This window comes from Rhizobium herbae, from assembly GCF_017873135.1.
GTDB lineage: Bacteria > Pseudomonadota > Alphaproteobacteria > Rhizobiales > Rhizobiaceae > Pararhizobium > Pararhizobium herbae.
Genome location: NZ_JAGGJV010000016.1, coordinates 36,174 through 60,065, shown reverse-complemented (window position 1 = coordinate 60,065; position 23,892 = coordinate 36,174). Strand labels below are relative to the sequence as shown.

The 23,892-nt window shown below is 59.2% G+C and carries 13 protein-coding genes; 3 read left to right on the top strand and 10 right to left on the bottom strand.

The window, feature by feature from the left end; genetic code table 11:
- The first annotated feature begins 959 nt into the window (after positions 1–959).
- Positions 960–2,192 (top strand): O-antigen ligase family protein, encoded by a 1,233-nt coding sequence (locus tag J2Z75_RS28880; protein ID WP_234937648.1) that lies wholly within the window; start codon positions 960–962, stop codon positions 2,190–2,192.
- A gap of 146 nt (positions 2,193–2,338) precedes the next feature.
- Here the strand turns inward: J2Z75_RS28880 and J2Z75_RS28875 are convergent, their stop codons facing one another.
- The 9 genes from J2Z75_RS28875 to J2Z75_RS28835 all read right to left on the bottom strand — a co-directional run bounded on the left by J2Z75_RS28875 (position 2,339) and on the right by J2Z75_RS28835 (position 18,423).
- Positions 2,339–3,748: an HlyD family type I secretion periplasmic adaptor subunit gene (locus tag J2Z75_RS28875; RefSeq protein ID WP_209857385.1), complete on the bottom strand. Its 1,410-nt coding sequence runs from the start codon at positions 3,746–3,748 to the stop codon at positions 2,339–2,341.
- Positions 3,745–5,889 (bottom strand): peptidase domain-containing ABC transporter, encoded by a 2,145-nt coding sequence (locus J2Z75_RS28870; RefSeq protein WP_209857384.1) that lies wholly within the window; start codon positions 5,887–5,889, stop codon positions 3,745–3,747. The genes J2Z75_RS28875 and J2Z75_RS28870 overlap by 4 nt, the downstream gene beginning before the upstream one ends.
- A 31-nt stretch (positions 5,890–5,920) precedes the next feature.
- Positions 5,921–6,229, bottom strand: a complete 309-nt coding sequence (locus J2Z75_RS28865) for a hypothetical protein (RefSeq protein WP_209857383.1) — start codon at positions 6,227–6,229, stop codon at positions 5,921–5,923.
- Positions 6,230–6,260: 31 nt separating this feature from the next.
- Positions 6,261–7,475, bottom strand: coding sequence for a GTP-binding protein (locus tag J2Z75_RS28860; protein ID WP_209857381.1), 1,215 nt, complete (start codon positions 7,473–7,475; stop codon positions 6,261–6,263).
- A 22-nt stretch (positions 7,476–7,497) separates the two neighbouring features.
- On the bottom strand, positions 7,498–12,672 hold the full coding sequence (locus J2Z75_RS28855) for a DUF4082 domain-containing protein (RefSeq protein WP_209857379.1): 5,175 nt from the start codon (positions 12,670–12,672) through the stop codon (positions 7,498–7,500).
- A 1,055-nt stretch (positions 12,673–13,727) separates the two neighbouring features.
- Positions 13,728–14,963 (bottom strand): L-2-hydroxyglutarate oxidase, encoded by a 1,236-nt coding sequence (lhgO, locus tag J2Z75_RS28850; RefSeq protein ID WP_209857378.1) that lies wholly within the window; start codon positions 14,961–14,963, stop codon positions 13,728–13,730.
- A gap of 89 nt (positions 14,964–15,052) precedes the next feature.
- The gene (gene wecC / locus J2Z75_RS28845; protein WP_327791312.1) at positions 15,053–16,363 is read right to left on the bottom strand and encodes a UDP-N-acetyl-D-mannosamine dehydrogenase; all 1,311 of its coding nucleotides are present in this window, start codon (positions 16,361–16,363) and stop codon (positions 15,053–15,055) included.
- Positions 16,302–17,132, bottom strand: a complete 831-nt coding sequence (locus J2Z75_RS28840; RefSeq protein ID WP_209857377.1) for a WecB/TagA/CpsF family glycosyltransferase — start codon at positions 17,130–17,132, stop codon at positions 16,302–16,304. Before J2Z75_RS28840 ends, wecC begins: the two co-directional genes overlap by 62 nt.
- A 1-nt stretch (position 17,133) precedes the next feature.
- Positions 17,134–18,423, bottom strand: coding sequence for a hypothetical protein (locus J2Z75_RS28835; RefSeq protein WP_234937647.1), 1,290 nt, complete (start codon positions 18,421–18,423; stop codon positions 17,134–17,136).
- Between the two features lie 455 nt (positions 18,424–18,878).
- Between J2Z75_RS28835 and J2Z75_RS28830 the strand changes: the two genes are divergently transcribed.
- Complete coding sequence (locus J2Z75_RS28830) at positions 18,879–19,745, top strand: glycosyltransferase (protein WP_407692826.1); 867 nt, start codon at positions 18,879–18,881, stop codon at positions 19,743–19,745.
- Between the two features lie 571 nt (positions 19,746–20,316).
- On the top strand, positions 20,317–22,449 hold the full coding sequence (locus tag J2Z75_RS29630; RefSeq protein WP_327791311.1) for a calcium-binding protein: 2,133 nt from the start codon (positions 20,317–20,319) through the stop codon (positions 22,447–22,449).
- 272 nt (positions 22,450–22,721) lie between these two features.
- On the opposite strand, the gene J2Z75_RS28820 is transcribed toward J2Z75_RS29630, so the two are convergent.
- Positions 22,722–23,621, bottom strand: coding sequence for an FkbM family methyltransferase (locus J2Z75_RS28820; RefSeq protein WP_209857375.1), 900 nt, complete (start codon positions 23,619–23,621; stop codon positions 22,722–22,724).
- Between the last annotated feature and the right edge of the window lie 271 nt (positions 23,622–23,892).

Below are 23,892 nucleotides of genomic sequence, written 5' to 3'. Positions count from 1 at the left end.
GCTCGTCAGGCTCATAACCTGAAGGCCGCAGGTTCAAATCCTGCCCCCGCAACCAAATCAAAAACGTGTAAACTTGCCAACGCAAGTCGCTTCAAGGAAAGCTCCTCGACATAACCGTCGAGGAGCTTTTTGCGTTCCGATCCGGAAAAAATCAGTCGGCGGCAATCTTCGCAATCAGAACGTTCAAGGGGGGGCGGGCTGCGGCGGGCGTGCGAGGTTTTGCCCGTTGACCGGCCGAGCGTGCGATACCGCGGCATTCGGCCCGATGATGCTCATATTGTGCTGACAACCCAGTTTGACCAAAGCTTCGCGGCACGTCCATGCCTCCGAAGTCATGCGCATTCAGCCGAAAGACTCACGCCGACGGCGACATGGCGCACGGACGAACCGCATGCCGCGGGAACTGCTGGAAGTCGACGGAAGCAGTTGGTGCCACCGCGCGACAAGGCGAGGCCCAAGTTCATGTTGGAGGCATATCCGTCAAGAATGGATTGCTGGAGCGACGGCGAATTGCGATTGTCAGGACGCGGCAAAATTCCAGGGCAAAGGCGTAGAAAACCAGCCTTCAACCCGTGCCACATACATCTTTCGGCTTAGCTCTCCTGGCGACCGTGCACCCCAATCGATCCAATGCACAAGAGTATGAGCCATTCGATCATATGGACGGGCGCGAGAATATGCTGCTGAAGTGATCCTTGCCATTCGGGGAAGGCCGTTGCCCGTCTCGATGACGCTGTCCAATGATCAAACGGGTTGGAGTGCAACGGGTCATGAGAGCTTCGGCCAGATTGCATGTCAATTCGCCTCGTTCCCGTCCAATGACCAACGGGTCTGGCCGTTCAGGTTCGGTATTCATCGAAGGGGGCCTGCCTGCAACCCGACAGCAAAAAACGCTTCCGTGGCTTGTCGTCGCCTTCCTGATTTGCGTGTTCATTCCGTGGCTGTGGACGATTGGACCGTTGCTGCTGCTTCCATACCGCCTGGTGCTGCTTGCCGGTTTCCTGCCTTGCATGTTCCTGTGGCTTGCCGGAAAGGCCGGCAGGATACGAGCCTCCGATATTCTGATCCTTCTTTACTGTCTGTGGTGTACCATCAGTCTGTTTGTGGTGCACGGCGCACAGACCGGTCTTCAATCCGGCGGCATAATCGTCGTGGAAACCGCAGGGGCGTATTTTTTCGGGCGATGTTTCATTCGCGGTCCCGAACAGTTTTACGCCATGACGCGGCTCCTGTTCGTGATCGTCGCCATCATGCTTCCCTTTGCGCTGCTGGAGGCCGTGACGAACACCAATGTTTCGCTGGCATTGTTCTCAAAGGTATTTCCCACGCATGTCGAAGCCTTCAAGGAGGCCCGATGGGGATTGCGGCGCGTGCAGGGCGTCTTTGAGCATCCAATCCTTTTCGGCGTGTCCTGCGGCGCCATCCTCGCGCTTGTGCACATGGTGCTCGGCGGGGATAAATCCGCCGCCAAGCGGTGGTCTGCTTCCGCGGTCGTGTTTACGACGGCTTTCCTGTCGTTGTCATCAGGACCGCTCACGGCGCTTCTCGCCCAGGTATCGCTTGTTTTCTGGAATTGGCTTCTGGCCAGGGATGCCAGGCGCTGGCAATATCTGTGGGCCGTTGCCCTGTCGCTCTACACTTTCATTTCCCTCGCATCCAACCAGTCGGTTTTCGAATTTCTGCTCACCTATTTTTCATTTGAACCGGCATCTGCATATTACCGCGTTCTAATCTGGAAATTCGGGTCCGGCTCCGCTCTCAACCATCCTCTGTTCGGTGTTGGTTTCGGCAGGTGGGACCGGCCGTCGTGGATGCCTCCCAGCATCGACATGTTCTGGCTGTATCACGCGGTACTCTTCGGTATACCGGCCGGACTTTTCATGATCGGCGGTTTCCTGACCATGTATATGTCCATCGCGTTCCGGAAGGAAACCGACGAGTTCCGCCTGCGCTATCGGACCGCTTACCTGATCATGATGACCGGGTATTTTCTTGTCGGATGGACAGTCCATTTCTGGAACGCGACCTATGTGCTTTTCCTGTTCCTTCTCGGCAGCGGCAGTTGGCTGCTTGACAATGTCGCAAACCCGCTGCCCTCAAGGAAAAGGGCACTCGACCGGCCCGCCGCGCGTACACGTGCGAGCACGAAGGTATCGACGCCACGGGCCGTGTCACCGGCGAAGAGGCGATGAATTACCGATCTTCCCGACCGAAATCATGGCCGAGAGGGTAATTTTTAGCAGAAATTGTCGTGCTCACGGGGGATCGCATTCACGCCATCGACCGGAGGCTTCGATCGCCCAGGCAGGTCAGGAAGGGCGATAGATTGGTGCAGATCTCACGGTTCGCGGATGGCGACGTCCAGGCCGCGCAGCAGGGGATAAAGGAAGTAGGAAATCACCGTCCGACGCCCGACCTTGATTTCCGCGGAAACCGTCATCCCTGGAAGCAGCCGTATGGGCTCTTTGGAGGCGCCAAGCCGAGTATCGGCGATCAAGATGCGCGCCTTGAAGAACGGAACCGCAGGCTGGCCAGCCGCCATACCCTCCTGAGTGGGAGTGAAAGCGTCGCGACTGATGGTTCTGAGCGTGCCGGAGGCGGTACCGAATTTCTGGAACGGGTAGGCATCGAACTTGATCCGCGCTTCCTTGCCAACCGCGAGGCGACCGATATCGCTTGAGCCGATCGAGACCTCCGCTTCCAGCGGGACATTGAGGGGCACCAGCGTGACCACAGGCTCCGCCTCGCGCACCACCGAGCCGATGGAACGCTGGGCGAGATCCAGAACGACAGCATCGGCAGGCGCGGTCAGCGTGACCATGTTGCGGCGCAATTGCATCTTCTTCAGCTCTTCGCCAGCCGTGTCGCGCTGATTGCGCAGTTCGACGAGTTGCTCCATCGATGCGCGCCGGAAGTCCTCGATGAAAGCCTGCCGGTCGGCGGTCAGCTTGGCGAGAGAATGTTTTGCTTCCGCCGCCTTGCCATGCAGCGCCGAGAGGTCCGAATCGACATCCAGGCGCGCATCGCGCGAACCGAGGAAAGCGACCAGCGAACCGGTATCGTTCTTGTAGAGGGTCTCGCGGGCGTTTTCGATCAGGATCAGGTTTTCGCGCCGACTGGTCAGCACCGCTTCCTGATCCTTGCCGGCCGTGATCGCCGCGGCCTGACCCGCGATCTGCTGCCCGAAATTCTGAAGCTGGGCCAGGTAGAAGGCGCGACGCTGTCCAAAGAGCCGCACCTGCAGCAACTCGTCCGAGGAATTGCCGGCCAGCTTTGCGTAGTCGGCGCCGGCGAGCTCCGCCTCAATCCGCTTCACCTGCGCGTCCAGCGCCACAAATTTCGTGTGCTGCTGATCGACATCCGACTGGCTGAATGTGGCATCGAGCGTCGCAAGCGTCTGCCCTGCACGAACCTCCTGGCCGACGGCAACATCGATCGTGCGGACAATCGAGGTTTCGAGCGGTTGAACGACAATGGTCGGCTGGGTTGTGATCAGCTTGCCCGGTGCAATGACGACCTCGTCGATCTTGGAGACCGAGGCCCAGAAAATCGCGATACCGATGAGCGCCGTCACGCCATAGAGCGTCAACCGGGCGATCTTCGGAGGCACGCGTTCTTCCAACTCCACCGCGTCGGACTGGAATTCGGCGATGACGGGCGGTAGAACGCGTTTGACGACAAGCGCGGTCCCGGCCTTTGCGATCGGAACAGGCAGATTCTCGTGAACTATTTCCGGGCGGGCGTTCATGCGGATTGCCTTGTTTGCTGCGACCACAGGTGGCGATACGTAATGCAGCGCGAGACGAGCTGATCGTGACGGCCGATATCGGCGATCTTGCCGCGGTCCACCACGAGGATCACATCGGCATCGACCAGCGTGGACAGGCGGTGGGAAACGATAATGACTGTGCGCCCCGCGGCGATCTTGCTCAAATTCTGCCGCAGGATGGCCTCGCTGTCGGGGTCGAGCGCGCTGGTGGCCTCGTCGAGAATGAGCAGTTTCGGATCGGTGATCAGCGCGCGGGCGATGGCGAGACGCTGCTTCTGGCCGCCGGAAAGGTTGGAGGCATTCTCCTCCAGCATGGATTCAAAACCGCGTGGCAGCCGCTCGATGAATTCTTCGGCGCCGGCAATACGCGCGGCCTCGATAACCTCCTCGATGCTGGCATCGGGCTTTGCTGCTGCAATATTCTCGCGAACCGAGCCCCGGAACAGGAAGTTGTCCTGCAGCACGACGCCGATGCTCGTCCGAAGATGGGCGAGGTCGATTTCTCGGCTGTCATACCCGTCGATCCGCACAAGCCCCTGTTGGTTCTGATAGAGCCCCTGGATCAGCCGGGTCACGGTGGTTTTGCCCGATCCGCTTTTGCCGACGATGCCGAAGACGGATCCTGCGGGAACCGTGAAGGAGACGTCATCAAGCGCCGGCGCGCCGTCAGGCCCGTAGCGGAACGTGACTTTGTCGAATTCGATGCGCCCCTTCAGCTGTGGCCTGATGCCTCGTCCGCGCCCGAACTGCTCAGGGCGCTGGTTCATGATCTCGCCGAGCATGCGAACGGAAAGCGCCACTTCCTGATATTCATGCACCATGGTGACGATCTGGACGAGCGGCCCGGAGACCCTTCCAGCCAGCATGTTGAACGCAACAAGCGCGCCGATCGTCATGGAGCCGCTGAACACGTCAAGCGCGCCGAGGCCGATGATGGCAACGCTCATCAGTTTCTCCAGAAGCCCGGTCAGTGCCTGTGCGACGGTGGAGATCTTATCGACGCGGAATCGCACGGAAATCGCCTGGGCGGAGCGATCGTCCCAGACCTGGCGCTGACGGGGTTCGAGAGCGAGCGACTTGACGGTACGCATTCCATGGACGGTTTCGACCAGCAGAGCCTGCCGCTCGCCTTCCGCCTGATAGAGAGCGTGGAGCCGCCTCTGGAAGGGGCCGACCAGCACCATGACGACGAGGCCGACGAGCGCGGCAAAGCCCAGCACCACGCAAGTGAGCTTGACGCTGTAGAGAACCAGGATCGGGATGAAGACCAGAAGCGACAGGGCATCCAGAAGGGTGAGGAAGAGCCGGCCCGTCAGAAATTCGCGAATGCGCCCCGTTTGCTGCATGTGTTTCACGAGAACGCCGGCGGAGGCCTGCTCGAACAGCGCGATCGGCAGATTGAGCAGGTGCCCGAAGGTGCGCGTCGCCACCCTGATATCGATCTTGTTGGTCGCGTATAGCAGGAGATAGCGTCGCAGGAAGGTGAAGGCAGCGTCGAAGATGAGCGCGATGCCGATGCCGATGGTCAGAACTGCGAGCGTCGCGTAACTCTGGTGAACCAGGACCTTGTCGATCACGAGCTGGAAAAAGATCGGCGTGGCAAGTCCAAGCCCGTAGAGAACGAAGGCGGCCAGCGCGACGTCGCGAAGGAGGCCGCGCTGGCGCACGATTTCCGGTACGAACCAGCGAAAGCCGAACGGTTGATCATCGTCGGCAAGACGATAGCTGCGCTTTATCAGCACCACCGACCCGCGCCAACATCTGGAAAATTGCTCTTCGTTCAGAAGGATGAATTCCGGGCGCTGTGCCAGCGGGTCGAGAATCCGGATTATCTCGTCCTCGCCGCTGCCCGTGGCGCCGGCGATAACGACCCAGTTGCCGTTTTCAAGCTCGGCAAGCACCGGGTAGGCCTCGCCCATCTGAAACAGCGACCGCCACGTGAGGTTCAGGCTCCGGGCACGCAGCCCGGCGTCCTTTGCCATGCGGAGGAGTTGCCGGGTGGGGACCGGTTCATCGCCGATGGCATAGTCGTGCAGCAGCCTCTCGGGTGACAGATCGACACCATGATGGCGGCCCACCAGAGTCAGGCATTGCAGGTTTGTATGCGGAAATGCGCTCATCGCCCCACCTGAGACATTGCAGCCCTTTCACTCAGTTGAAATTCGGCGATACGTTCGCCGATACCTGAGCCTGCGGCGCCGCATCCGCGGCCTGAATTGGCTGGATATCGCCAATGCGGCGCACAGCACCTGCTTCGACCAGGCCGCCGAGCGCCTTTTGCATCAGGTCCACGGCATTGGCGAATGCGTCCACCGGCATGATGATCCGCTGGCGAAACACCGGTCTCGGATTGTTGCTCGCGTCGCGCTCGGTGGCGGAGAGAGACATGAGGTCGATCCGGACGATCGTTCCGGTGACGGTAATTTCGCCGATGCCGTCGGCATAGAGTTCATTGGTCATTGTCTTCTCCATGGTTGATGATCGAGGTTGGTCATGCGGCGTGCACGTGCTCCCAGGGCGGGAATGGATCGTACAGATCGCGGGCAATCCGCGGATCGAAGCCGCTTTCGTGCCCGATGAGACAGGCGTCGAGCGCTTCGCGGATGGCATCTTCGGCAAGGCCTGCACCGATGAAGACCAGTTCCTGCCTGCGGTCACCCCAGACGGCGCTCCAATTGCGATCAAGCAGTGAAAGGAATTGCGGGTGACGTGGCCAATGTGCCCGTGGAACCGTAACCCACCACAGGCCTTTTGCTTCGGTGCGGCGCTGCACGCCGGCAATCGAAAGCAGCCCGATCCAGTCTGGCCGGGTGGCCAGCCAGAAATGACCTTTCGCGCGGATGAGGCCGGGCCATTCCCTCGCAAGGAAATCCTCGAGTTTGGAGGGGTCGAAAGGGCGGCGCGCCCGATAGACAAAGCTCGATATGCCGTATTCCCCGGTTTCGGGCACGTGGTCTCCCCACCCGTACAGTTCCTTGTACCAGAGCGGATGCTTGGCCGATTTCGCCTCGCTGAAAAGGCCGGTATCGAGAATGTCGGAGAGCGGCAGCTGGCCGAAGTTCGTTTCGATGACGCGCGCATCGGGATTGAGCGCGGCGACGATGCGGCGCAGCGTTTCCCGTGTTTCGATCGTCACTTCGGATATCTTGTTGATGACGACGACGTCGGCGAATTCGATCTGCTCGACCAGAAGATCGACCAGCGTGCGCTTGTCGTCATCGTCGCGTGTCTCGCCACGGTCGCGCAGCAGGTCGCTGCTGGAATAGTCTGAAAGCAGATTGGCCGCATCGACAACCGAGACCATCGTGTCGAGCCTGGCGATATCGCAGAGCGCGGCACCCGCTTCATCCCGGAAAGAAAATGTCGCGGCAATCGGCAATGGTTCGGCAATGCCGGTCGCTTCTATCAACAGGTAATCGAACCGTTTCTCCGCCGCGAGCCGGCGGACTTCGCCAAGCAGATCGTCACGCAACGTGCAGCATATGCATCCGTTGCTAAGCTCGACCAGGGTTTCAGTCGTGCGGGACAGATCGGCGCCGCCATCGCGCACGAGATCCGCATCGATGTTGATCTCGCTCATGTCATTGACAAGGACAGCGACACGAAGGCCATCGCGATTGCACAGGACATGGTTCAGTATCGTTGTCTTGCCTGCGCCGAGAAACCCTGCCAGCACCGTTACAGGGAGCCGTGTATCGCTTGTCATCCGCGCCCCTCATGTCCCATTTTCACGCTGCCAGTTGTCTGAACGCCACGTCCACATAGTAGTTCGTGCTGTTGTAGGTGTTCGTCGGAAACAGCCCGCTCGATCCGTATGCGTAGACGCCGTTGCCGCCGCTGAGCGCCGACGAAAGCGCGTGCAGGTTGCCGTTCGTCAGTTCGGAATTGAAGAAGTTGCTTGTCGCCGAATAGTTTCCATTGGTGCTGTAGGAGACGACGTAGGTGGTGTTCGCCTGGATCGCGACGTCCTGGGCGAGATTGACCGATTGCCAGCCGCTGGCGCTCTCGCCACCGAAGGTCGCGCTTGCGAGCAGCGTGCCGGTCGATGACCAGAGATATCCGGTATGCGAACCGGTGTTGCCGGCGCCCTTGTAGAAACGGATTCCGGAGATCCAGCCTGCTGCGTCCGCCTGGAACTTCATGCCGAGGTTGACCGGATTGTTATCGTTGACCGAGATGATCGTCGGCGTGCTGCCAGCACTAAAGACGTTCTGTGTGGCTGCTGGCGATGCAACGGTGAGGGAAACCTGTGCCGAAGCCGTGCCGCCCCTTCCGTCGGAGATGGAATAGGTAAAGCTCGCCGCTCCGGTATAGCCCGTTGTCGGAGTGAACGTGACCGTGTTGGTCTGGCTGTTGAAGGACGCCGAACCGTTGACCCCGCCGCTCACACCCGTGATCGTGAGCGTATCGCCATCCGGATCGCTGTCATTGGCAAGCAGTGCGGAGGCCTGGATGGTAAGTGGCGTATTGAGGATTGCGGAATAGCCCGGGTCGGCAACGGCGACCGGCACGGTGTTCTGGGTCGATTGCTGGTAGAGTACATCGACCCAGTAGTTCGACGCATTGTAGGTTGACGATGGAAACAGGCTGTTCGCCCCGTAGGCGTAGACGCCGTTGCCGCCGCTGGTGCTGCTGGACGGGGCAGTGAGCCCGCCATTGGTGCGGCTGCTGGCGAAATAATTCGCGGTTACCGCGTAGTTGCCGTTGGAATGATAGCTGGCCACGTAGGTCGTGCCGGCTGCGATGGTGAGCGGCTGGGAGAAGGTCACAGTTTGCCAGCCGCTGGTGCTTTCGTTGGTGAAGGTCGCGGTGGCAAGCCGGGTGCCGGTGCTGCTCCAGATGGAGCCAGTATGGGTCCCGGTATCCTGGGCGCCCTTGTAGTAGCGCATGCCGGTGATCGTGCCGCCGGCGGAGGCGACGAACTTCATGCCGAGTTCAACGGCGTTCGGGTCGTTCACGGATGTGACGGCCGGCGTATCCGACAGGCTGAACAGGCTCGTTGCCGTCGATGGTGGCGTGACCGTCAGGTTGACGGTGGCCGAAGCCGTGCCGCCCCTTCCGTCGGAGATGGAATAGGTAAAGCTCGCTGCTCCGGTATAGCCCGTTGTCGGGGTAAACGTGACCGTATTGGTCTGGCTGTTGAAGGAGGCCAAACCGTTGACCCCGCCGCTCACGCCCGTGATCGTGAGCGTATCGCCATCCGGATCCGTGTCATTGGCGAGCAGCGCGGAGGCCTGGATGGTAAGTGGCGTATTGAGGGTTGCGGAATAGCCGGGATCGGCAACCGCGACCGGCGCGGCATTCTGCGTTGACCGCTCGTAGAGAACATCGACCCAGTAGTTCGACGCATTGTAGCTGGATGCCGGGAACAGGCTGTTCGTTCCGTAGGCGTAGACGCCGTTGCCGCCGCTGGTGCTGCTGGATGGCGCGGTGAGCCCGCCATTGGTGCGGCTGCTGGCGAAATAATTCGCGGTTACCACATAATTGCCGTTGGAATGGTAGCTGGCCACGTAGGTCGTGCCGGCTGCGATGGTGAGCGGCTGGGAGAAGATCACCGTTTGCCAGCCACTGGCGCTTTCGCTGGCGAAGGTGGCAGTGGCAAGCCGGGTGCCGGTGCTGCTCCAGATGGAACCCGTGTGGGTGCCGGTATCCTGGGCACCCTTGTAGTAGCGCATGCCGGTGATCGTGCCGCCGGCTGAAGCGACGAACTTCATGCCGAGTTCAACGGCGTTCGGGTCGTTGGAAGTGGCTGCCGGCGTATCCGACAGGCTGAACAGGCTCGTTGCCGTCGACGGTGGCGTGACCGTCAGGTTGACGGTGGCCGAAGCCGTGCCGCCCCTTCCGTCGGAGATGGAATAGGTGAAGCTCGCGGTGCCGGTATAGCCGGCCGTAGGGGTGAAGGTAATTGTGTTGGTCTGGTTGTTGAAAGAAACCGAACCGTTTACCGCGCCACTGGCTCCTGTGACCGCGAGCGCGTCGCCGTTAGGATCCGTGTCATTGGCAAGAAGGGTGGCAGCGGCGATATTCAAGGCCGTATTCTGCACCGTTGCGTAGCCGTTGTCGTTGACGGCGACAGGCACGCCATTCACCGTGGAGGGGTTGAATACGACGTCCACCCAGTAGTTGGCGCCGTTGAAACTGTTGCCGGGGAAGGTCCCGGCATTACCATAGGCATAAACGCCGCCGCCCTGAGCAACGTTCAGCGGGCCTTTGGTGTAGGCGGAATTGAAATATCCATCGGTGGATGAATAATAGCCATTGGTGTGGTAGGAGGCGACATAGGTCGTCCCAGCCGTGATCTGGATCGCACTGGAGAACGTCACCGTCTGCCACCCCGAAATCGACTCTCCTGTCGATATACCGGTCGCAAGAAGCGTCCCGTCGGCCCTCCACAGGCTGACCTTGTGTTCGCCGATATTGTAGAAACCCTTGTAGAAGCGAATTCCTTGCACCGAGCCGGCGGTGCTCGCCTGGAAGCGGACGCCCAGTTCCACGCCATCCCGGTCGATCGTGGTTTCCTCGGCCGGTTTGGTGACCATCGTCCAGAGGCTGGATGTCGATGGCAGGTTGATTGTCACCTGTTTTCCGGTCGAAGGTGTCTCCAGGTTGACGCTGTCATCGACCGCGCGCGACATGATCGTATAGTTTCCGCTTGCCTGCACGACCCAGTTATAGCTCCAGTTTTCCCGACCGGTCGCCTTGAACCAGGACTGGCCGCCGTCAGTGGAGACTTCGATGCCGGCGATGATGCCGCCGCCGGAATCCTGTGCCGTGCCGGTGACGGTGACATGTTGGCCCTCAATGAAGCTTGCGCCGAACGATGGAGACGTAATCGTCGATGTCGGCTTGACGTGGTCGGGCGATTGCGTCGCAAGGATCAGGCTGGCGTCGATCGTCGTGGGTTGAATGCCCATGTCGGCGAACATATTGATCATCGCCTGCTGGACATTGCGGTCGGTCGGGGTTGCTGCGCCATCATGCTGCGCGTTCAGCCCCCACGACCAGAATACCGTGCCGGCTCCGAAGACCAGTGCCCCGCTCTCGGCCCGGTACATGGTCAGGCTGTGGGTTGCATCGGCGCTTCCGATGGTAGTGCCGTAGTCGCGGAGATAAGTATCCACCGAGACGTTCGACAGTGAAAGATTGACGAGTCCGGCCGGCCTGAAACCGTTCTCGACGTCGGAATCCCATTCATAGCCGAGAAGGTTTTTGACAAGCTCGAAGCTTTGGCCCGGCAGGATGTTCGCGACATCCGTGTTGCGCCAGAAGCGAAGATTGGAAAAGTCGTAAGGGATCGAAATCGAGTCTTCGCGGTAGCTATCGACCGTGAACATGGTGCCCGTCAGCGCATTTTCCGGCTTTTGCCCGGGATCCGCATAGCGCGGGTCGCGCCAGGTGCCCGTGCCGATATTGCTCGGATCGGTGCTTGTGCCCCACGTTTCCTTATAGCAGACCATGGTGCGATACGGCGTGCCACTGCCGTCGATGCTGTTTTCCCAGCGCACCTTCCAGTAACATTCGTTGCCACTCCAGAAAGCGAGGTTGACCCCCGCGTCACGCGCCGCCTCGACATTGGTTCGCTGCTCGGCCGACCAGTACTCATCATGCCCGACGGAAAGAAAGGCCTGGTGATTGAGCAATTGGCTGCCGTTTCGGGTGGCGTCGACGCCGGAGATATAGGAGACGTCGTAGCCGTTCTGCTCCAGCCACTGGATCGCGGAATGCTCGACGCCGAAGACGTAATCGTGCGTGCCGCCGTAGGAGCTGGTGTTGGTGACGATGGGGCGATTGTAGCTGATCGCCGAGGCACGACCGATCGCGTTGACGGCGCAACTGCAATTTGGCGGTAGCCAGCCGATCAGGTCATTGGGATCGACTGGGACCTCGCCGACATAAAGGCTGGCGCCGCCCCAGGCGTTATAGGCCTGCCAAGTCGTGTCGGACGTCTGGAACACGATGTCGCTGGTGGAGCCGTCATCGCGAACGATGAAGGGAACGATGCTCTGCCCGTCGGTACCGTCCTCGCGGACCAGCTTTGCGAAGTAGACGCCCGAAACGGCGTCCTGCGGAATTGTCCAGCTGGCCGAGACCGACCAGTTGCCGGCATCGATCAGCCCGAGGGACATGTCGACGATGGGGTGAGGCTGAATCTGCGCGGTGGTGAGCGACTTGTCGATCGTCGCGACCTTGCGGGCGCCATCACCGCCGTAATAACCCATCCGGTAGATGTCCAGACGGTAATGCGTCGAATCCGTCGCTATCTTGAAGTCTACCGTCTGCCCTATGTTCGAGCTGATTTGCGTGGCGAAACCCTGGATATTACCGTCGCCGTCGCCGTCAATGCCCCATTCGCTGCGCGGATTGCCCTGCTTCATATTTTCAAGGGCGATCTTGTTGGGAACCGCGTTAGCCGGAGCTGCGTCCGTTGCCGTGATATCGGGCGCTTCAGAAATGGTTCTGGCGACGACCGGCGGGGCTGCAAAGCCCGATGACAGGGAGGATAGGGAATCGGATTGAAAACTCATCACACGGCCATTCGGCGAAAGCGGCAGGGTGCCGCTTTCGATGGAGGATGTGTTTGCCGAAAGTACCAGCGAAGCATCCTTGCCGTCGACCGTGTCGGTCTTTTCCGAGGGGGCGAGATCGAGGGGCGACGATCGCTCGTCGAGCGAGGAGCCGGCCTTCGTAAGGCCGGGCAAAGCATCCCCGGAAATTGCCGCGCCATTACTCGTACTCGGCGACAAATCCGTCGACGGACGGTATGCGACCGTTACGACATGGTGGGACGGCGCAGTGACCGCCTTTGATGACACCGAGGTCCACGCAGCCAGCGGGCTGTACACGCTGCTCGCTCCACCGGACACGCTCAAATATTGATCGCTCTTGATATGAATTCTTAGCATGCGGCACCGCCCCGTTTGAGACTGATTGACGAAGTCCCCAGACTTGCATCTTGCCAATTTTCTCACCTCAGCGAACCACACCAATCGGTGGTATGCTTCGCGGTGGCCCCATCCTCCTATGTGATTAGGCCGGTCGACTCACAAAGAAGGTCGAGATTGGTCGGTGCGGACGGAGCTCATAGCCTGGGCGAAAATAGCGCGCCGCCAAGCCTGAGGTCACGTTGTGCCGAGCTCGGCGGCTCGAAGCTAAATCGTCAAGGTTGAATAAGCCCGTCAGCCAGAGCGTTTGAAGATGAAGCGCTCTAGATCATGTTAAATCTGGAACGGCAAAACGTCATGGGCTGCTTCGCTACGAATGCGCTCTTGCCCATTATGACCGGAAGACGAAAAGGCTGTTTTTCATGGGTGGCGTGAAGTTAATCACCCTACCTAAAGAACCAAGCCCCTTACTCCATTTGTCGCAATATCCATCGTCGCCGGACGCGATATGCTCAAGCCTCATCCCGCCCGGGATGAAGTGGAGCCAAAGTCCCTGGACGCCTTTCTTCGCGTAATTGAAGAGAGGCGTCTTTTTCACTCATGGCTGTTGAACTCCGCTTCCAAACTTTGGCCCCAGTCGCCGGAGTTTGCAGGCAATACAGCACTGCCCTATGCCGACCGGCGAGCCCGGTCTCAAATCGGTTATTTCAGTTGAGAGAGGATTTGCTGCGGGGCTTTACCAGGTGAAGCAGGCGTAGCCAACTGCGGCAATCGCCAGCAAGGACGCAATGACCCGCCAGCGCGGGCGGGATCTGTGCGTGTTTGGATCACCGATGTTGCCCTGGTATCCGAACGCACGGTGATCCTCGGCAAGCGCGGAATTCAGGTAGTCATCACTGAAGGCGTTGATGGCAGTCTCCTCCCACAATTGCAATCTGGCGTCAGCGATGCGGTTCCAGATGGATGGCGATTGGCGACAAGGGTATTCCAAAACATCGATCGATCCAGATATCACTTCGGTGGTGGTAGAGGGGTACTCCACATCCCCGCAGCGTCGACGAGGCTGGCTCCATCGCTCAGTTCAGCGATTGCAAACGGCCGAAATGCGCATCGGCGATATCCGCGATATATCTGCCGATCGGCAGCGCCGAGGTGGCCGCAGGTGACGGTGCGTTGAGCACATGGATCGTGCGTGCCGTGCGTTCGATCAGGAAATCATGGAGGAGGCGACCATCGCGGCTGACCGCCTGGGCGCGGATGCCTGCCGGATGTGAATGCAGGTCCGACAATTCCAACTCCGGGCAATAGCGTCGGCACAAGGCGAGGTAGCGGCGGCGACTGAGCGAATTGGCCATTTCGCTCAGTCCATAGCGTATGTTGTCTGCCACGACGCGGCGAAATCCGGGAAAGCGAACCATCTCCCAGAGATCCTTGGGGTCGAGGTCACCGAAGCTATATCCATTGCGGGAAAATGCGAGCACGGCATTGGGCCCGACCGTTACGAACCCGCCGACCATCGGCGTCAGATGCACACCGAGGAATGGCAGCGACGGTTCCGGAATGGGATAGATGAGATGTTCAACGATGCGGTCCTTGTCGGCGCCAAGGCGAAAATATTCGCCGCGGAACGGGATGATGGCAATATCCTTTGCAAGGCCGCACATCCGTGCAAGTCTGTCTGCGTTGACGCCGGCGCAAGCGACGACATGCCGGGCGCTGAGCAGCATACCGGTGTCGAGGGTGATCTCGACACCATCGGCCTGTTCGTTGATGTGGGAAGCTTCAGCATCGGTCATGATCGTGCCGCCGGCTTCGATAAGGAGCGCGCCCATGCACCGCGTTATCTCGCCATAGTCGACGATTCCCGAGGCTGGAATGAAGAGAGCCGCGAGACCTGCAATATGCGGTTCGCGTTCAGTCAATTCATCCTTGCTGATCCGGTGAACCTCAAGCCCGTTGGCGACGGCACGCTCGTGGAGCTTTTCCATGCGCGGCAGCTCTTCCGAACTGGTGGCGACAAGCATTTTTCCACGCCGTTCGAAGCGGATGCCGTGCTCTTTGCAGAACTGCATCGTCGCGGTGCTGCCGTCGCGGCAGAACTTTGCCTTCAGGCTACCGGGTTCATAATAGACGCCGGCATGGATGACGCCGCTGTTGCGCCCAGTCTGGTGGCTGGCAAGCATCGGCTCCTTTTCCAGAACTGCGATGGCGAGACCCGGAAAACGCTGCGATAGTTGCATGGCTGTCGACAGTCCGACAATACCACCGCCGATCACCACGATATCGAAGTCCGCTGCCCGCCCGAAATTCATGCTGCCCGGTTCCCATCGCGTGAACCGGTCCGGCATGGGCCGGCCAGTCATATCCGCAGAAAGCGATATCTCGCCACGCGCCGTTGACTTTAATGCCAGGCGCCGCGCGTGTCGTAGATAACTTTGCCTCCGAGGCGCGTGTGCCTCATCGCTTTGAATGGTTCGTGCTCGACGAGAAGAACCACGATGTCGGCGCGCTCCACTGCCTGATATGCGCCCTCAAGGTGGAGATTGCCATATTTGGCCAGCAGTGCTGGCATCACGCTGACATAGGGGTCCGCCACAAGAATTTCGACATCCGGCAGCGCTTTGGCGATGAGCCCGACAACTTCTATCGCGGGGCTTTCTCGCACGTCATCGACATTGGCCTTGAAGGTCAATCCGAGGCAGGCGACCGTCGGAGTGCGGAACCTTTTTGCCTTCTCGACAACCTGCTCTGCAACGTGATGCGGCCGATGATCGTTGACCTCACGCGCTGTACGGATCAAACGCGAGAGCCGCGGCGCTGCGGAAACGATGAACCAGGGGTCTACCGGAATGCAATGCCCGCCGACCCCCGGCCCCGGACTGAGGATGTTGACACGTGGATGCCGGTTGGCAAGGCGGATCACTTCCCAGACGTCGATGTGAAGAGATTCACTGATCAAGGAAATCTCATTGGCGAAGGCAATGTTGACATCGCGATAGGCATTTTCAACGAGCTTCGCCATTTCGGCGCTTGCCGCATCGGTCAGCAGAATTTCGCCCTGAGCGAACAAGCGATAAATGGACGCCGCCTTTTCCGCGCATCTCGGCGTCAAGCCGCCGACAACGCGGTCGTTGGTAATCATCTCGATCATGATGCGGCCGGGAAGAACGCGCTCAGGGCAGTGGGCAACGAATATATCCGCGCCGGTTTCGCCGTCCCGTGGCATCCTCAGATCCGGTCTCAGAGCTCCGATCCAGTCTCCCACCTTTTGCGTTGTGCCGGGAGGGGAGGTTGACTCGAGAACCACAATGTTCCCGGACTTCAGCATTGGAGCAATCTGCTCGGCAGCCGCTTTCACATAGGACAAATCCGCCGTTCGATCTTCATTGAAGGGTGTCGGAACGGCGATGATGAAGGCGTCTGCCGCCGGAGTCTCGGTCGTCGCCGTCAGTCGCCCCATGGCAACGGCACCGCTGACCCCCACGGCAAGATCGGGCTCGACGAACGGCACCTCGCCGCGCGACAAGGCTGCGACGGTGGCCGGATTGATATCAACGCCTATCACGTCGATTCCGCGCGTCGCGATTGCCACAGCTGTGGGCAAACCGATATATCCCATGCCCAGTATGGCCAGTCTGCCCTTGAAAACTTCAGTCATCGGCAATGCTCCGAAGTTGCGTGCCCGGGATCCGGACTCTGGTGGGCGCCACATTTCTGTTTGCACCAACCCTGAAGGCACGCGCGGGATGAAGCATTTCGCGGATGGTGAGTTGGAGGAAGCTGGTGTTGGTCTTCAGATAGCGCCACCAGAGCCGTCTGGGCTCCTGCAGCAGTCTGTAGGCCCATTCCATTCCAGCTCTCTGCCAGGCGATTGGTGCACGCTTCGTGAGACCGGCCATGATGTCGAAGGAGCCGCCGACGCCATGCAGCACGGGAACGTCAAGGGACGAACCATAAGATCCCAGAAATATTTCCTTTTTGGGCGAGGTCATTCCAAGAAAGAGCATATCGGCGCCGGATTCTCGAATGTCGGCCGCGATCTGACCTGCTTCTGCGGCCTCATAGTATCCGTGATGGCTATAGGCGATCCTCAGACCGGGAAAGCGCTGGGCGATAACGCGCTGCATTTCCGCCAAAACATCGGGTTTGGCGCCCAGCAGAGCAATAGACCGGTCATCGCGATGCGCGAGAAAAAGAAGACGCGTGAATATATCGATGCCTGCCACGCGCTCCGGCAAGGGCCGACCGAGCAACTTGCTCGCCCAAACGATGGACTGACCATCCGCCAGCAAAAGATCGCATTCCATTAACGATTCGCGCAGGAGTGCATCCCTGTGAAGCTCGACAACCTTTGCGGCATTGAGCACGCCCAAAAGGATTGGTCGGCGCGTGGCGAGGGCCGTGCGGCACCGCTCGATGACATCATCCATGCACATGGCATCCATATACATGCCGAATAGAAGCTGACGTTGCCTTTGCATATCAAATCTCCTTAAAGGATGCGGGCATGTCCCCCACCGGGCTGGAGGTCAGCCTTGCGACCACTCCTCCAGAACACCATGCGTAAATGAGCCATCCGAGTTCATAGGGCCGACATTCGTAGTCCACCCGGATCGGTGGAAAGAGCATATCAAGTCCCGGGATATGCAGCCCCGGCATCAGTGCTGTCGTCACAGCCGATATTGCTCTCACAGCCTTGCGGGGTTCGCGGCGCGCCACCTTGCGCCAGATCACACCTTTTTCTGAGGCGACGAGCGGCGCCGAGGTCTCGGGATGTTCGTCGAGCCACCGCATGCCTTTGATGATCGCTTGTGAATGGTCGCGGCCGCCGGCTTCCCGAAGGTCGAGCAACGCCATCGGAGCCATCGCATGCTGATGAACGCTGTAGACCGGGTAGCCCTCGACCACACCCCCGTTGCGCGTATCGTAGTGCCACCACCATTGGCCGGACGGTCCCTGCAATGCGCAAATGCGTTCGGCACAGGCTTCGGCTGCCGACAGGGCCATGGCGTTGGGCTGAGCAGCGTGAAGACGGGACAGCGCCTGTATCGGGTAAACCTGGTCGGCAAAGCATCCGATATGCGCGCGCAAGCGCCCGCTCGCCGATGCCGGCAGCATATGCGGAAACAGGCCTGATGAAGACAGTCCCGACATCAGCCGTTTCGTCGCCAGAGAGACCACATCCCCTGTGTCGCCGAATTGTTGCGCTGCCAGACCGGCGCTGAGCGCCCACGCGCAGTGAACCGTGGCGATAGGCGCATCCGAAGCGAGCAGCTGAGCAAGCTGGCGAAAGAGCGGAACGGCATGAAAGCGTCCCGCCTCCGCGGCAGCCCAGGCGGCAAGCGCGATCGCGCCCATGTCTGCGGATGTCGCTGCACGGGCGGCGCATGTATGCGCCAGATCAAAGGCCGTGTCGCCGCTCAGTATCCGTTGCTGCGTTGCCTTGTCGACATAGGATAAGCCGAGAGCGACGATCGACGCATAACGAAGGCTGTCTCCTTCGAGCCGTTCCGTCCAATGCGAATTCTCTTTGACCGCACGCAGCGTATGACCGAATGCGCAGCTTTGGTGCATGCGCGGCAAGCCTCGCTTTGCAATGTCCAGGAAGCGATCGGCCTGAGTTCGTGTCGCGCGCGAAATCGATTCAATGGTCTCCAGCCTGTCGAACGTGCCCGTGCGGCCTTGCTCAGGAGGATGTCTCCGATGTTCGCTGCTGCCCGATGGTGTATTTTGCGTTCGTGATGACAATGAATGCTGAAAATCAATCGGCATGAAAGCTCCTGATACGTTGCCGTTTCAAGGGAAATGGCGGTTGACCAAGGGTTGGGGCAAACGCGTCCTTGAGAGGTGCAGAATTAAGGTCGTCGATTTCTGCCGACATGCTAGAAAATCCCCACAGATATTCCAGCGCACTCAAAGACTTACAGAATCGACATCCGGCATGTCGGCAATGGTAGCGGCATGCGCCGATTGGATTACTTGAATTGCACTTCACTCAGCTTTCCGGATTAGCGGTCGATCCGAACTGGGCGCGGTCTACCTCTCTCTGCAGTCTTTCGGCGCGGGCGCTTTTGCGACAAGGATTGCCGAAGTCCCGTTCACGGGTGTGGCCGGATAGAGAGCGCGAAATGGACACATCGATAAAACAAGCTTCAAATCGGCGAAGAGAGCCTTTGAACGACAACGCCACTGCGGTCCGACCGTCAGGGGCGCGAAGACTTGCGATTGTGACCGTCGCCTACAACAGCGCTTCCGTTTTATCGGGCTTGCTCGATTCTCTGCGTGCGGGTCTCGAGGGAATCGAACACTATGAAGTCATTGTCGTCGACAACGACTCGCACGATCACTCCGTCGATCTGGCGCTGGCCCATCCCATAGGAGCGAGGGTTATTCGAACGGGCCGCAACGGTGGCTATTCTGCCGGTATCAATGCGGCGACCGCAACGATCGCCCCCTCTGCCGATGTGCTTGTTCTCAATCCTGACATTCGCCTGCTGCCCGGCTCAATCCGCAACCTTTATGCTGGCCTGAGCAGTTCTTCGGTCGGGGTGGTGGTGCCGCAGGTCCGGGGCGAGAATGGCGCCGTTTCCAAGTCGATCCGCCGGGAGCCATCGATAATGACCGCGTGGACGGAGGCGCTACTGGGCGGCACGCTGGCTGCGCGCATGGGGCTCGGCGAAATCGTCCACAATCCGGCGCTCTATAAGGACGGGGGGCCGATCGAATGGGCCACCGGTGCGATATTGCTGATTTCTGCCGAAGCGCGCCAGATGATCGGTGATTGGGATGAAAGCTTCTTTCTCTACAGCGAAGAGGTCGACTATCTCCAGCGCGTTCGCGCCGCCGGTCTTGAGGTGCTGTACGCTCCCAAATCCCAGGCGGTCCATATTGGCGGCGATTATCACAGCAGCGACTTTCTTACCGCACTCATGACTGCCAATCGCATCGAATATCACCGCCGGCACCACGGTGCTTTGGCATCTGCCCTGTTCCGATCGGGCATCATTGTCGGAGAGGCGATGCGGCTGGCCATCGGATCAGGCCGTCGCTCAGCGCTTGGCGCCGCGCTCGGCCTTTGGCACCGCCACCAATAAACCATTCCCCCATCTACCGATCGTCATCTCAAACCCGTTGTGCGCTCCTGTTTGCGAATCACACGGGTGGAGAAGTGCCGCGTCCTGCTGACGATTCCCCGCCCAATATCCCTGAAAAACGGTTGAACCAAGTATTCTCAAGGCCTTACGGTTGCGCAGAATAAATTTTAAGAAAAAAAGATGCACGTGCTGCTCTTTTTCTGATTTCGCGGCGAATTGAACACTCCTTCAAAAATTTTTGTAAATCTTTTCAGGGTCCTAGTGGAACTTCAGGTTGCAATTTTGTGCGGGAGTTTAAAAATTTTACGAAAATTTAGTTTCCATTGAATCGCTGAAAATTCGTCAAATATTTCAGAATGAAGCAAGCGATTAAGTATTTTGTGGCAACAGTAAGACCGAAATGGGGCGGCGTGCCCAAATATAATTCACTGTTCTTGCTGCATTGCACCATGTCGGAAGTTGCATTACTGCTCCCTATTGTAGGTCTGGCTCATCTAAAAGAGGTAGCCAGATTTGGTAGTAGGACATTCTTGAAACGGGGTTCAAGGCTGAGGAGAAAGGCAATAGTACAGTGGCACGAACATTACTGAATGCAACCGAAAGTGGTTTTCTGGCGAACGATTACCTGGAGGTCAATCCTCTTGGCATCATCGACCAGGACAAAGCAAACGAGTCTCATGAGGCAACGGTTCCAACCAAAGGTACGCTGAATAGTTCCTTCGACACCGCCGATCACGATTTTCATATCATGGAAGGGTTTGGCGCACGCGACGTCCGCCACGAGGACCGCGTGTCCGACGACAGGCTCGTCAAGCTCGCCTCCACTTCATCGATATCGACTGACGACAGCGCAACTATCGACGCTGCGCGTGCCGGCATCTCCCAGGCGGGCAACGAGCAGAGCGCATCCGGAACGACTCTTGCCAAAACGGCTCTGAGCGCGGAAGGCACCGAAGGTTTTCAGGCGGCTGCGAAATCCGCCAATGCCACCAGCACGCTGAGCACAGCCGTAGCGGCCGATGCCGTGGCCGCCAGCGCGGTGAGCGCCGAAGCGGCAGGCTTTCCCGATGCAACCAACACAGGCCTCAAGGCCGGGGTAGCCCTGACCAAGTATAACGGCACGCTGCACATCACGCAGGACAACGCCGTCATCAGCAACATGGACATCACGGGCGATGTCATCATCGATGCCAAGAACGTCACGATGAGCAACGTCAAGGTGTCGTCCAATGGAGCATGGACAGCCATCAAAGTCATGGACGGCGCGACCGGTTTCACGCTGCAGGACAGTGAAATTGACGGCGGCGCGGGTGGTAACGGCATCTACGGCCATGGGACCTTCCTGCGCAACGATATCCACGACGTCGAAAACGGTATCAATGTCAGCGGTCCGTCGGAAATCGGCGACAACTACATTCATGATTTCCGCGGCAGCAGCGAAGCTCACTATGACGGTATCGAGGTCAATGCCGGTCACGACATCCACATCTTCCACAACACCGTTATCGTCGATCAGAGCCAGACCTCGGCGGTGATGCTCGACAACTACTTTGGCGGTCTGTCGAACATCACGGTCGAAAACAACCGTCTGGCCGGCGGTGGTTACACCGTCTATCTCGACGGCCGTTTCGGCGGCGGCCCGGTGGACGATTCGACGATCAAGATCATCAACAACCAGATCGGCGATGGCGCTTACGGTGATTTCGCCTTCTTTGACAATAAGCCGGTCGTCTACGGGAATACCGATCTCGACACGCTCCCGACGATGCCGACTGTCTATACGGGCACCGCGGGCGATGACGTGTTGCCCGTTTCCGGAATGGCCAATACCGCCAGCGAGACCTATAAGGGGCTCGCCGGCGATGATCTGCTCAAGGGCGGTGCCGGTGCGGATGTCCTCGAGGGGGGCGCCGGAACGGATACGGCAAGCTATGCAGGATCGACGGCCGTCAAGATCAATCTTCAGACGGGGGTTGTATCTGGGGGGCATGCGGCAGGCGACAAGCTGACCAGCATCGAAAATCTGCTCGGCTCCAGTTCAGCCGATACCCTGACAGGGAGCTCCAGCAACAATGTCCTGAACGGAGGGGCCGGCGCCGACAAACTCGACGGTGGGGCAGGAACGGACACTGCCGCCTATGCGAGCGCCTCCGCTGGAGTGACCGCAAGTCTCGCCGACGCTTCCGTCAACACCGGCGATGCCAAGGGCGATGCCTATGTTTCGATCGAGCGGCTGACAGGTTCGACCCACGCCGACAAACTCTACGGCAATAGCGCTGCCAATCTTCTTAGCGGCAGCTCAGGCAACGATCTCCTGAACGGCGGTAGCGGCAATGACACGCTTTATGGCGGCAGCGGCGCTGACGATCTGACGGGCGGCGCGGGCGCAGACACCTTCGTCTTCAAGGCGGCGTCACAGACCACCGTCGCCTTGGCTGGTCGTGACTCGATCTTCGATTTCTCGGGCACCGGCGGCGACCGGATCGATTTGTCGGCCATCGACGCCAATACGACGGCCTCCGGCAATCAGGCATTCACGTACCTGGGCACCGGAGTCTTCACCGGCAAGGCCGGGGAACTGCGCTATATCAAGGACACCTCCGACACCTATGTCTACGGCGACACCAACGGTGACAAGAAGGTCGATTTCGCCATTCATCTGGATGATGCGATCTCGCTTTCGAAGGGATATTTCCTACTGTAACACGAAAAGGCCGCTCGATGCGGCTTCCAGCCAAAGGCGACCATCGGCCGCCTTTGGCTTCCCGCTCTAGCATTGTCGGAATGGCACCGGTCGATGAAGAGCTTGTCGGCCTACGCCGCAAGGTTCCCTCCCGCGACGCGACATCTCGATCCGTTACCGAAATGAGATCGAGCAACTGGCCGTAGCAGTCGGACGCAAAACGCTCTGCCCATCGGCTCAACGCGACCGTTATGGGAACACAGATCCGGGCGGGTCTCTCCGGAAAAAACGCGCTAAATCCCGCGAACAGGAAATCTCGTGCCGAGGATCGGTTCCACGGCCGCCTGGTGAATGGCAATGATATTGCGGGCAGGCCAGGGGCGGTGGGCAAGCACCGAGTCCGCGTCGAAGGCCGTGACCTCGTAGAGTACATTCTCAATTGGATGGAAATAGAAGAATCGATAACCGTAAGTGGCAAGCTTCGCATACCACGGCAGTGATGCCAGCCCGAGTAACAATATCAATATGTCGGCGCCGCCTTTGGCCAGAAAAACGTCGGCTCCCTCGATGACCTGAGGCTCGAATCCCGCGACATTAATCTTGAGGATTGAGACGTGATCCAATCCCCGTCTCTGAAAGTCATCGGTCAATTTGCGAACCGATACAAGCTCGGTCCCGGTTTCACTGATCCCGCTCAACCACGTGCTTGCCGTGGTCTCGAAATACGCTTCGGACTCAGCGTTTGAGAAAGCGAGCCTATGGACCTCTACCCTGTCGCTTACGCCGTTTCGGAGGATGTTTCTCGACAGAGCGGCGACATTTGCAGAACTCGGCTCGAAGGCGTGGACCTTGGCAGCCGGCAACGTCGCGGCAAATATAGCAAACTGTCCAATCGCAGCGCCAACGTCTGCAACGATCCACCCGGGGTGATAGATCTTGCGGAGCAATGCGAATTCCGGATCGATGAAATCCCCGAATGCCAGGAGTGCGCGGGGAACCTGGCTCGGGAAGGCGAATTCGAGAATCTGCCCGGACCGCAATCGAATTTCGCTTCTGCTCGGTCGGCGCACGTATAAATAGCCTATTCTCATTGCGCCTCTCGCGGCCGCTCTCGCGCCCACCACGCGCCCGCCCCAGAGCATCTTGTCGCCGAAATTGCGCGCCTTGCGGAGAAGTGACGGAACCGAGTTCATTTTGAGGATCTGTCCACCGAATGAGGATTGCTCGAAAGAGCAGAATAGCAATTGTCCCGGCGTTGCAAAACTCGGGAGCAAGGCGTAGCAGGCCTGCCCCTAACCAGTGCGACATACATCTTTCAGCTTAGCTCTCCTGGTGACCGGGCACCCCAATCGATCCAATGCGCAACGGTATGGGGCATTCGATCCATATGGACGGACCTGGCGTCTCAATGACGCGAGTCCAATGGCCGAACAGTTTGAAGTGCAACGGTTCATGGGAGCTTCG